Consider the following 11659-nt stretch of genomic DNA (forward strand, 5'->3'; position numbering starts at 1 on the left):
ATCCCGGACGGTTGCGCAGGTCGACGTGAACTCGCTAGCAATATTTGACTCGGGAGAAACGTCCGGTCATGCCGACTGACCTATCTCCGCTCAAGCGGACCCATCGCATCGTTCAAGGAGAATACGCGGCCTCGGGCGATGTCGATATTGTCTTTGCCACCTTGTTAGGCTCCTGCGTTTCAGCCTGTTTGTGGGATCCTCTTGCCAAGGTGGGTGGCCTAAATCATATCGTTCTGCCAAATGCGACTGATAACACCGTTCGGGCGGCCTATCATGGTGTTCATGCCATGGAGCTTTTGATAAATGAGATCATTAAGTTAGGTGGTCAAAAGCAGCGGTTGAAGGGCAAGTTGTTTGGTGGGGCTCGCATGGTGGCGGGGTTAAGCGATGTCGGTGAACGCAACGCACGGTTTGCTGTCGACTTTCTTAACGGTGAGGGGATCGAATGCCTTAGTCACAGTCTGGGTGGTTTCTCGGCACGGAAGATCCGCTTCGTTCCCACGACGGGGAAGGCCCGTCAGATGCTCGTTTCCGCAGATCAGGTCAATGATGCTATTTCCCTCTCCCCGCCAATGAATGACATCGAGATATTTTAAATGGTGGATAGACCGCGAATAATAAATACTGGTCTCATTATATGTGTGTTGCAGTATGGAGTTCCCCCGGTTTCGTGGACACTTTTTCGCTGATGAAGGAGAGCGTTTTCCATGCCGAGAACGAGGAACCCTTACCCCACGGAATTTAGGGAACAATTGGTTGCGCAGGCGCGAGCTGGTCGCAGCGTTGAAAGTCTTGCACGGGAGTATGAACCGTGCGCTGCCACGATCCACGATTGGGTCAAACAGGCTGGTGCTGATGAAGGCGAATGTGATGATCGCCTGGGCGCAGCCCTGCGCCCGCTGTTCATCATCGTTGGTTTCGTCGCCAGCTTGATCATCATGCGGAGCGGCATGGACTTCCTTTTCCTGCTTTTCTCTGGGTTTCTCGGATCCATGACTGCGGGCGATTCCTGGTTCACTGTTATCATTCTGGTTGGTCTGGTGTGCATGTACGTCCTTGTGACGCTGTACCTTGTCATCATGGCGTCCAGCTTGATCACTGAACTTGGTGACCGTGCCCTTTCACTGGTCGGTATGCTCACCGAACGGGCCAATACGCTGAACCTTGAACAGAATGTCGTCGGCACCATGGCCCCGACGCGGACCATCGCCAACCAGGCTGGCAGGGTTGGCCGTCTCACACGGGATCAAGCCGACCAGGGTGCACGGCGGCTCATCAGAGGCCCCAAATCGAAGGATATGCGACAGCGATGCAAGGGCATGAGGATCGGGTCGATTATTTGGGCGCGCGTCGGCGCGTGCGCGATGTGCCGCCCTTGGTATATTCGCCTTACGCTGCCTTAGAAGCATCTGACCCTGATGCGGAGACTCGAACCACGCGAGTTCGCAACGATCGCATCATGCGCATTGAGCGTTTCATCCACCCAAAGCCGGATGAGAGCAACTTCTCAATCTGGGATGCGCTTCAGGCACACATCGCTGGTGCGCGAAAGAGCAAGGCGGCGAAGAAGGACTTCTTGCACGCGTTCCTCCAATATCCGACCGATCTGGAACTCAACAGCGACCGCGAACGCATGATGCTGCGTCAGGCCGTAGAGTTCATCAACCTGACATACGGCGGAAATGCGGTCTTCCATGCTCGTCTTGATCGCGACGAAGCTGGACGCCACGGCGTCGATATTTTCTTCGCTCCGCGATACGAAAAGCGCAAGCAGAAGGGCACAACTCAATGGATCAGCCTTTCAAAGTTCAGCAAGGAGAATGCGCGCCAACGGTATGGCCAGCGTGAGAAGCGAAAGCGCGATCCCAAGACTGGCAAAATGATACCCGTTCTTGGAAAGGACGGTCAGCCGGTCATGGTTTGGAACGACAGCGGCAAGTTCCAGGGGCGAGCCTTGCAGGATGCCTGACACGAGCACCTTCTGGAACCCAAAGTCGCGCGGTGAGCTCAACGAGTGGCGCGCGAAATGGAAAGCCTCGCCCAAGCAACATGACTATGCAGGCACAGTCGCCGTTCGGATTCTCAACTGGGCGCGGGATGAAGGCAAGATCGCAGCCCACTACTGCGACCGCCTGCATCGCATCTACACCGTTGATCGAGCCGAAATCGTATGGACGGATGCTGACCAACGAGCTCTCAAGGACAGCGCACCGCTTTGGGTGCAGCGCGTGCTGACCCTGGCTTGTGAAACAGGCCTTCGGCCTGCCGATCTTGTTCGCCTTACACGTGGAAATCTTGAAAGTTTCGATGGAATGGACCGCTTTCGGGTTCGAACGCAGAAGCGAGGGCGCGTTGCACACATCCCAGTCAACCCTGAGCTAAGGCGTTTGATTGACGAGACACCGCCGGATCAGTTGGTGCTCTTAGTCAATGACCGAGCAAAGCCCCTGAATGCCAACTCTGCCAGCAGGGGCATAGCCCGCTATCGTGATCGGATCAAAGACAAGCTCAGCGATCCCTCTCTGCGGCTCCAGGATACGCGTGGAACGGCAGCAACGAGGCTGCTCCGCGCTGGCCTCGGTCTCAACCAAATCGCAAATCACATGGGGTGGTCGCTGCGTTACGCCGCCGCTGTGATCGAGCATTACGCCGCCGTTTCACCTGCTGAGAGCGCGGAAGTCCTCGACTTACTGGAGCGCGAAAAGCAGCGCCGCGAGGGCAAAACTGTAAACGCTATTGTAAACGCCCCCGATGGGGCAAAGCGAGGAGAGAGCTAAGTGATTGATTTTAAATGGAGGCGAGTACCGGAATCGAACCGGTGTACACGGATTTGCAATCCGCTGCGTAACCACTCCGCCAACTCGCCGTTCTGTTCGTTGATATTGATGGTTAGCGCAGACGGTCGCTTAACGCAAGTCGGCCCGTGACGAGTCCTTCGGTGTTTTGGCGGTTTTGTGGATGGCGGCAAATGGGGAGGTGGCCGCGTTATCCATTCTGGATTGGCTAGCTGCGGCAATGTGCCTTCGTTCATTGCTTTGTGCCGCGTCTGGACGCAATCCGGCAGATTGGTGTGACTGAACAGACATTCTACCGCTGGAAGAAGAAGTACGGCGGAATGGGCACAGAGCAATTGAAGGAACTGAAGCGGCTTCAGAAAGAGAACGAACGGCTGAGAAAGGCGGTATTGAGCCGCGGCGTGTTTTCTGGAGGCTCCAACTCCTGAGTAGGATGGAGCATCATGAGCCGGACGACGAATAAGTATTCCCCCGAACTGCGCGCCCGAGCGGTTCGCATGGTTCTGGACCACGCCGGGCAGCATGGGAGCCGCTGGTCGGCGATCCTGTCGATTTCCTCGAAGATCGGTTGCGCATCTCAGACGCTGAACGCGTGGGGCAAGAAAGCGGAGATTGCCCTCACAGCGTGGCGGTTGGAGGGAGAGACATCCATCCCATTAATCACATGGCCAAGCGGGCGAACCCCGATCTGATGTCGGATCGGGCAAAGCAGGACAAGGCTTTGCGGCCTGAGATCGAGCGGGTCTGGGAACAGACCTACAAGGTCTACGGGGTGCGCAAGGTCTGTCACCAGATGCGTCGGGAAGGCTTTGATGTGGCCCGCTGTACCGTTGCTCGGCTGATGAAGAGCATCGGCATCGAAGGCGTCATTCATGGCAAGAAACACAGGACGACGCTCCCGGACAAGTCTCAACCCTGTCCGCTGGACAAGCTGAACCGCCAGTTCAAGGCAAAGGCCGAAGCCCGAGTGGCCTGCTTCGAGTGCATCGAAGGGTGGTACAATCCCTCGCGCCGACACTCAGCTTTGGGTTACAAGTCGCCGATCAACTACGAAAGGACTGCCGTTGATCGATGTTTGTACGACGGTACATCTGGCGTTTCATCATCTTTCGTCGATTGATCAGCCCTTCGGTTTGGCGGTTCGAGCATGGTTCCCGTATCGCTGCTGCCACAGCAGCCTGATCTCTCCGCAGACCGCGAACGAAAGATGCGATCAGACTGTCCCCGGTTGCCTCAAGCCAACTGTCTATTATGTCTTCACGCTCGTTTCGGACCATGTTCGTAAAGCGGTCCAGCGGTCCAGCGGTCCAGCGGTCCAGCGGGACGCGAGTAGCTGCGAGGTTTGGCAACGCAGCTTCGATCTGCGCGACCTTGAGCGTATTGGGCCTGCATAATTGGTACTGTCCCATTTTCAGGAGCCGTGCGATCCTTCTGGCTGTTGGATCCTTGTCTGTTCCGGGCGGTATCATTTGCGCGGCGCGGCGCGGCGCTGTCGTGTCGCCCACTCAGCAGCGCCCCGTAAACTGCCCTTGAATTCATCTGACCTTAGTCGGCGCTAGAGTTGTGTGCCATTCCGGTAACCGTCATGCCATTCTTGCTCCAGCCTCGGCAAACAAAGGGTCAGGCTGTTCCCGTGCGCGAAACATGTCTTCGCGCCCACCAAAGATGACCTGACGATTGCGCGCGCCTGTCGCAGCGCTGCCAGAGCCACCGTTGCGATCTGGGGCGACGACCCTGATACTTGGAAGCGCGCTAAGCGACGCCTTTAGAGGGTCGGGCAAGAGATTGATAGACGCGCCGCCGTTCGAGGTCGCAGATCAGCGTGCCGTCGCTTTGCCCGTTGCGCCAGGCCCAGTCATCGACACCAACAACTATGAGGTCCACCATTGTCTTTGCGGCCCCGGACCGAAAACTACGCAGAAAAGTATCCTTGCGAACCGGCAGCAGACGCCCACGAGCCAGCGCACCAATTCTTGTGGTTGCGGCGTGCGACGCGCATGCTGTGGGGTAACCGCGGGCGCGAACTGTTTAGAGCGTCTGACGAAATACCTGAATTACGTAACGCGTTGAAATCTAAAATTTCAGGCAGTGTTACGTGATTCAGGTTTTTCGCATGACGCTCTAGCGAAAATTTTGATCTGACAGCCCATTGCGCGACAATGGAACCAGCGCGCCTGCAGAATCCGCATGACTGCGGGTTCTTGTGAGGTCAGATCTGCGGACAATCACCGACGCCAACAGCACGATTTCGTCTGCTTAAGCCACAGAGGCGGGTGTCGCGGTGGCAATTGGGTCTGTACAAACCCGTGATCCGGAGGCGTCCTCGCGCTTCGCTATGCCGGTTGGGAAAGAGGTTGCATTGTATCGGCCACACCCAGTTCCGTGAGGATGGCGGACAGGTGACCGGCCTTTAATTCATCGACCGGAAAGTGGCTGTCGAGGTCGTCGAAGGACGCGAACATCTCCCGCGACAGGGAGAGCGTCACGATGGGCCCAAAGACGAGATGATGCAGCACCTTGTAGTTCTGCGGCCTGTACGACCCCCGTTCAACCCCGGCCGAGATGATCTTTTCCAACACCGCCTGCTGGCGCGCGATGTAATTCGCATGAAACATCTTGGCGACGTTGGGCATGGTGCGTGACACTTCGGCAATCACTGGCGACAGCCGACCGACGGGCGAGCTGATCGTGATCCGGTACAGGCAATCAAAAGCCGCCGTGATTTTTTCGACATCATTCAGCGTATCGTCGCCGTGCAGGTCATCCAACTGGTCAACGGCCTGCGCATATCCATCGGTCACACACGCGATGAACAGATCCTCTTTGCCCGGGAAGTGATGGTAAAGACTGGCTTTTTGGATGCCGCAGACCTTGGCGAGATGGGTCATCGATGTTCCCGAGAACCCCTTGTCCAGGAAGGCTTGTGTAGCAGCCGCCAGGATTTCCTGACGACGGGAAGAGACGTGATTTTCTTTGACCTCGGCCATTGACGACAATTTTCCTTACCCTAACTTCCCAACCGAACGGTCGGTTGATCTGCACATAGGGGCGCATGATTATGAAACAAGAGATCAGAACACATGTTCTTGTGCTAGGGGTTGGTGCGATTTTGGCACTGGCGCCGGGTCAAACGATGGCGCAGACGCAAATCCCGCCTGATCCGACCTTTGTCAAAACCCAGGTGCTGATGCAGGGCGATGGTGTCGTCTCGCGGCAATTTTTCGGGCGTATTGCCGCTGTGGAAACCATCGATCTGTCATTCGAACAACCCGGCTATCTCCAGCGTCTGGATGCGCCGGAAGGGGTGCGGATCAGCGAAGGCCAATTGGTTGCCCAGCTGGATGTCGGTCCGTTTGAACGTGCCGTTCAGCGGGCGCAGTTGGCCTTGGCCCAGGCGGAGCGAGAATACAACCGGGCGACCTCGCTTGCCCAGTCGAATACGGGATCCGCCGTGCGGGCCCGCGATGCCGAAACCGCCCGCGATCTGGCCCAGGTTGCATTGCGGGACGCGGAAGAGGCGCTGGACGATGCGCGGATCGAAGCGCCATTCAACGGCCTCATCGCCGACCGTATCGCGAGCCCCTACACCACAATCTCCCCGGGAGAGCCGATTGTGCGGATGCATGATCTGTCAGAGGTCCGCGTGGAATTTGATCTGCCCGAGCGTCTGCTCAAACAGATCGGCGATCCCACCCGGGTCGATTTTGAGACCGTGTTGCCGGGCACGAGCGATCCTGTAGACCTGGAATTCCGCGAGTTTCGGGCTGAAGCAAGCGCCATCGGCCAAAGCTATACGATCTCATTGGCTGTGCCCGACGCATCGGACCTATTCCTGGTTCCGGGCGCCACCGTAACGGTCCGAGCCAGCCTTGATATGACCGCGACAGGGATCGCCGCACCAGCGACCGCGATCATCATGGATCCGGATCGTGCAACCGCCGTGATGGTCGTGGGTGAAGGGGATAACGGCCAGTTGATCGCCCGCAGGCAACCGGTTGATGTCGTGTCCCAAGGGGGCACCACCCTGGCTGTCACCGGCCTGGAAGACGGTGCGGAGATTGTGACAGTCGGCGCGCATCTTCTGAAAGATGGTCAGCCGATCAAACGCTATACTGGTCTGATCGTCGAAGAGGATTGATCCCATGCAAATCGCTCGCCAATCCATCGAAAAGCCCCTTTATACCTGGATCCTGATCCTGTTTTGCCTTTTCGGTGGGGCAGGGGGATATCTCAGCGTCGGCAAGCTGGAAGACCCGGTCTTTACCCTGAAATCTGCGCTTGTGTTTACCTCATATCCCGGCGCTACGGCGGCGGAGGTCGCGACAGAAGTGTCCGAGGTGCTCGAAAGCGAAATCCAGAAGATGGATGAGGTCGATACGATCACGTCTTCAAACACGCCGGGCCTGTCGGTCATCGAGGTTGAGATCAAGGATATTTACGATGGCACCGAATTGCCCCAGGTCTGGGATGACCTGCGCGACCGGATTGCCGATGCCCAACCCAATTTGCCCAGCGGCGCATTTCCGCCCCAGGTGAATGACAGTTTTGGCGATGTCTATGGCCTTTACTACGCCGTCAGTGCGCCGGGCTATTCCGACAGTGATATTTGGGAATTGGCCACGTTCCTGCGCCGCGAATTGCTATCGGTCCGCGGCGTTGCGGATGCCGAGGTGCTTGGCCTGCCGGAAGAAGCGATCTTTGTGGAGCCGGAAAGTGCGACGCTCAACGCGCTTGGTGTTCCGCCCGACGCGATTCTGGGTGCTGTGTCTTCCGCTGATGCCGTCACGCCAACTGGTACCGCTGATAATGGACGCCAGGACCTGCGCGTCGATGCCCCTGCGGCCGAGGATAGCGTGGCCAAGATCAGCGCCCTGACCTTTGGGTTTCAAGGAGAGATCATCAATCTTATTGACGTGGCCGGGGTCGAGCGGGGACGCGTTGACGCCCCTCGCCATATCGTCCGCCATAACGGGGTGGAGGCGTTCACCATTGGCGTCGCTGGTCTGACATCCGAAAACATCGTGGCGGTCGGCAAACGCGTCGAAGATCGGGTGGCCGAACTGACACCGCTTTTGCCTGTCGGCGTCGCGCTGGAGCCGATCTATGAACAACACCGCGTCGTGGACACGGCCAACAAGGACTTTCTGGTCAGCCTCGCGTTATCGGTCGGCGTGGTGATCGGTGTGCTGGCACTCTTCATGGGGTGGCGTGCGGCTGTGGTCGTTGGTGGCTCTCTGCTTTTGACGGTGACATTCACGTTCTTCTTCATGGCGCTGTTCGATATCAAGGTGGAGCGGATCAGCCTGGGTGCGCTTATCATCGCCATGGGGATGCTGGTCGACAACGCGATCGTCGTGGCCGAAGGGATGCAGATCCAGATGCGCCGCGGGCGCAAGGCGGCCGATGCCGCGGCAGAGGTTGCCCGCCGCACCCAGATCCCGCTGCTTGGTGCGACGGTGATCGGGGTCATGGCTTTCGCCGGAATCGGCCTTAGCCCCGACAGTTCGGGCGAGTTTTTGTTCTCGCTCTTCGCCGTGATCTCGATCTCGCTGATGCTGTCCTGGCTGCTGGCCGTCACGGTGACACCACTGTTGGCCAGCTACTTTTTCCGCGTCAGTGCGGCGGGGCAGGGTGGTGATCCCTATGATACCTGGTTTTTCCGCTCCTATGGGTGGATCGTTCGGGGGGCCTTGCGTGTGCGCTGGCTTGTGATCATGGCGCTGATCGGTGGGACGGTCGCGTGTTTCTGGGCCTTTGGCATGGTCACGCAGCAGTTTTTCCCGCCAGCCAACACCCCGCTTTTCTACCTCAACTATAAGGCGGCCCAGGGGACCAAGATCCAGGATGTTGCGAACGATCTTGAAATCGTCGAAGCGTGGCTGGATGAGCGGCCGGATGTCGTTGCCTATACCACAAGCGTCGGGCGCAGCCTGACCCGGTTTGTCCTGACCTACACACCGCAGGACCCCGATCCCTCTCTTGGGCAATTGGTCATCCGCGCAACGTCATCAGAAGACATCCCGGTCCTGCGCGATGACCTGGCCGACTTTGCCAAAGATAGGTTGCCCTGGGCCGAAACCCGCGTCGAACAGATCATCTATGGTCCCCCTGTCGGCGCGGATGTCGAGGTGCGCCTGAGTGGGCCCGACCCGGATGTGCTGCGCGCACTCGCCGATGAAGCGCAGCAGATTTTCGAAGAGCAGACCGACCTGCTGGTCACCGAACGTTCGGATTGGCGGGAGCGTGAACTGGGCACTCGGCCGATCTATGCCACCGACCGGTCCCAGACCCTGGGCATCGGGCGCAGCGATGTCTCCCAGGCCATCGCACTTGCCACCGACGGCATCCGCGCTGGTACCTTGCGGGAGCGGGAACGTCTGATCCCCATCGTCATTCGCACGCCACGTGACGAACTGGGCCAGGATACCGCCCTTTTGGATCAACTGGTCTATGCCCCGGCCACCGGCGGCTATACCAACCTGTCGCAAACGATTGACGGGTTCGATGTGGTCGTCCGCGACACGCTGATCCAGCGCCGGGACCGTGTCCCGACGATCAGCGTGCAGGGCTTTACGGTGCCGGGCGTTTTGCCCCCTGTCGCCTTTGGCGAGGTGCGCGCGGCCGTCGAAGGCATCGCCATACCGCCCGGATACCGCATGGAATGGGGCGGTGAGTTCGAAAGCGCAGGCGACGCCATGGCCAGCTTGGGCAAGCAGATGCCGCTCAGCTTTGGCGTCATGCTCCTGATCACCGTTTTGCTGTTTGGTAAGCTCCGCCAGACTGCGGTGATCTGGACAATCGTGCCCATGGCTGTCAACGGTGTGGCCCTTGGCCTGCTCTTTACCGGGTTGCCGTTCAGCTTCACCGCAATGCTGGGCCTTTTGAGCCTGTCGGGAATGCTGATCAAAAACGCAATCGTCCTGGTCGAAGAGATCGACGCCCAGAAGGAAGAAGAGGGCCTGCCCCAATCAGAAGCGGTTGTGCAGGCCTCTATCAGCCGTTTGCGTCCTGTCATTCTGGCCGCGACGACGACGATCCTGGGCATGGTGCCGTTACTCTTTGATGTGTTCTTCGCCTCCATGGCGGTGACGATCATGGCTGGTCTGGGCTTTGCCTCTCTGCTGACCCTGATTGGCATTCCCGCCCTTTACCACACCTACCTACGCAAGGAGCGCCGGGCCGAGAAGGCAGCGAAAAACGCGCCTCAAACACCCACGCCACAACGGGGCCCGATCCAGCATGGGCCGAAACAAATCAAACCGCTTGCGGCGGAATAGTCGCCGCGGCGCGTTAAAGACTTATCATTATAAACAAGGAAAGGACCGCAGCATGTACGCAATTCTCCTTGGCTCCATCGGATCCGTCGTCGAGACCTCAGAAATGCAGCGCACCGCCTTTAACATGGCCTTTCGGGAACACGGCCTGAACTGGACGTGGCAACGCGACTTTTATCAGAACATGTTGCGGATATCGGGCGGGTCCGGGCGCATCGCGACCTATGCTGCGGGATGTGGGCAAACCGTGGACCCGATCGCGATCCACGCGACCAAGACCCGGATTTTCAATGATCTGCTGGACGAAAGCGGGATCGAATTGCGACGCGGCGTCCTGAGCCTGCTGGCCTTTGCCAAGAGCATGGGCTGCAAGACGGGTTTCATCACCTCGACAGAGCTGCAGACCGTCAACCGCATCCGCGCTGGGATCAAGGTTGGCCCCGGCACAACATTCGATGTTTTTACCAGCCGCCATAATGGTTTGGCCGACAAGCCTGATCCGGCAGTCTACAGGTATGCCCTGGCTGAGCTTGGCATCGCCCCGGCCAAGGCCGTCGCGATCGAAGATAATGCCGACGGCATCCGCGCCGCCAAGGCCGCGGGCCTCGTTACCATCGCCTTCCCCGGCGAAAATACGATGGCCCACGATGTCTCTCAGGCCGATCACATCGCCTCCGACGATCTGGTCGCAGCCCTATGCAACGCCGTCGACTTCGCTATGGAGCCTGTTGAATGAACCTGACCACCCAGATCAGCCCCAATCCGGAGATCGCCGTGGCGCCGTTGAACACCGCTGCCGTCCGCCAACAGGTCGAGGCGGACGGCGTTGTCAAATTGTCGTCCAATGGCATGACGGCCCATGGGTTCGTGGATTTCCTCTCAACCCTCGGTCCATTGATGTTCACCGAAGGTGAGATCCCGCTCAAGGCGTTACCAGACTTGAACATTGTCACCAATGTCGGTCGGACGAAACCGCCCCGAAGCGTGTTTCACTCCGACACAACATATGTCCGCAGACCGCCGTCCTTCTCGGGCTTGATCGCGGCAGACGTGCCGGAGCAGGGCGGGGCCACCCTCTTTACCGATCAGTATGCCGCATTTGAGGCGCTGCCCGATGCGTTGCAGACATTGCTGATGGGCGCCACGATGCTCCACTCTGTGACCGAGGTCGATCTGAGCGATGGGGCAGAGCGCGACTGTCGTCACCCCGTCCTGCGGCGCCATCCCGGAACGGGGCGCACCGCCCTTTATCTGACGACGACCGCGCGTTGCTCCGAGTTGCGCCTGGCGGATGGATCAGATCGCAGCGATCTGATCCAGACGCTCTATGACCACTCGCTCAATTTGCAGCCACCCCGCGCCCATCGCTGGCGGGCCGGAGATGTGGTGATCTGGGACAATCGCTGCACCCTGCATGCTGCGGACCATTCCGCAGTGGTCGGCAACCGCACGCTCTATCGCGGCATGGTGCGTGGAGAGATACCGGAATCCGCCTAGGCCTCTTGGGAGCGAACCACCAACAGGGCTTTCGCCAACCTACAGCTACGGCAAAGACCTAGCTTACTCCCGATTTAGTTCGCCTGTATAGGC

The 11659-nt window shown here is 58.6% G+C and carries 9 protein-coding genes, 1 tRNA gene and 3 pseudogenes; 11 read left to right on the plus strand and 2 right to left on the minus strand.

The window, feature by feature from the left end:
• Window positions 1–68 precede the first annotated feature (68 nt).
• The 4 genes from IU397_RS03955 (at window position 69) to IU397_RS03970 (ending at window position 2777) form a co-directional block, all read left to right on the plus strand.
• Complete coding sequence (locus IU397_RS03955; RefSeq protein WP_204410952.1) at window positions 69–596, plus strand: chemotaxis protein CheD; 528 nt, start codon at window positions 69–71, stop codon at window positions 594–596.
• Between the two features lie 111 nt (window positions 597–707).
• Window positions 708–1403 (plus strand): transposase, encoded by a 696-nt coding sequence (locus tag IU397_RS03960; protein ID WP_239479584.1) that lies wholly within the window; start codon window positions 708–710, stop codon window positions 1401–1403.
• A gap of 56 nt (window positions 1404–1459) precedes the next feature.
• Window positions 1460–1969 carry a hypothetical protein gene (locus tag IU397_RS03965; RefSeq protein ID WP_204410957.1) on the plus strand — a complete coding sequence of 170 codons (510 nt, stop codon included), beginning with the start codon at window positions 1460–1462 and terminating at the stop codon, window positions 1967–1969.
• Window positions 1962–2777: a tyrosine-type recombinase/integrase gene (locus tag IU397_RS03970; protein ID WP_239479585.1), complete on the plus strand. Its 816-nt coding sequence runs from the start codon at window positions 1962–1964 to the stop codon at window positions 2775–2777. Before IU397_RS03965 ends, IU397_RS03970 begins: the two co-directional genes overlap by 8 nt.
• 15 nt (window positions 2778–2792) lie before the next feature.
• Here IU397_RS03970 and IU397_RS03975 read toward each other — a convergent pair.
• Window positions 2793–2866: transfer RNA gene (locus tag IU397_RS03975), tRNA-Cys, on the minus strand.
• 171 nt (window positions 2867–3037) lie between these two features.
• Between IU397_RS03975 and IU397_RS03980 the strand changes: the two are divergent.
• The 3 pseudogenes from IU397_RS03980 to IU397_RS23185 all read left to right on the plus strand — a co-directional run.
• A pseudogene (locus IU397_RS03980) lies at window positions 3038–3184 on the plus strand (transposase); the annotation flags it as partial.
• A gap of 54 nt (window positions 3185–3238) precedes the next feature.
• A pseudogene (locus IU397_RS03985) lies at window positions 3239–3406 on the plus strand (IS3 family transposase); the annotation flags it as partial.
• Between the two features lie 80 nt (window positions 3407–3486).
• A pseudogene (locus IU397_RS23185) lies at window positions 3487–3666 on the plus strand (IS3 family transposase); the annotation flags it as partial.
• Between the two features lie 1462 nt (window positions 3667–5128).
• Here IU397_RS23185 and IU397_RS03995 read toward each other — a convergent pair.
• Window positions 5129–5782, minus strand: a complete 654-nt coding sequence (locus IU397_RS03995) for a TetR/AcrR family transcriptional regulator (RefSeq protein WP_204410963.1) — start codon at window positions 5780–5782, stop codon at window positions 5129–5131.
• A 146-nt stretch (window positions 5783–5928) separates the two neighbouring features.
• Between IU397_RS03995 and IU397_RS04000 the strand changes: the two genes are divergently transcribed.
• From IU397_RS04000 to IU397_RS04015, 4 genes are read left to right on the plus strand one after another with little or no spacing between them, the layout of a single operon-like run.
• Window positions 5929–6933 (plus strand): efflux RND transporter periplasmic adaptor subunit, encoded by a 1005-nt coding sequence (locus IU397_RS04000; protein WP_204410965.1) that lies wholly within the window; start codon window positions 5929–5931, stop codon window positions 6931–6933.
• A 4-nt stretch (window positions 6934–6937) separates the two neighbouring features.
• Window positions 6938–10072, plus strand: a complete 3135-nt coding sequence (locus IU397_RS04005; RefSeq protein WP_204410966.1) for an efflux RND transporter permease subunit — start codon at window positions 6938–6940, stop codon at window positions 10070–10072.
• Between the two features lie 52 nt (window positions 10073–10124).
• Window positions 10125–10805, plus strand: coding sequence for an HAD family phosphatase (locus IU397_RS04010; RefSeq protein ID WP_204410968.1), 681 nt, complete (start codon window positions 10125–10127; stop codon window positions 10803–10805).
• Complete coding sequence (locus IU397_RS04015) at window positions 10802–11566, plus strand: TauD/TfdA family dioxygenase (protein ID WP_204410970.1); 765 nt, start codon at window positions 10802–10804, stop codon at window positions 11564–11566. Before IU397_RS04010 ends, IU397_RS04015 begins: the two co-directional genes overlap by 4 nt.
• The last annotated feature ends 93 nt before the right edge of the window (window positions 11567–11659 follow it).

The sequence above is a fragment of the Actibacterium sp. 188UL27-1 genome, assembly GCF_016901225.1.
In the GTDB taxonomy this organism is placed as follows: Bacteria; Pseudomonadota; Alphaproteobacteria; order Rhodobacterales; family Rhodobacteraceae; genus 188UL27-1.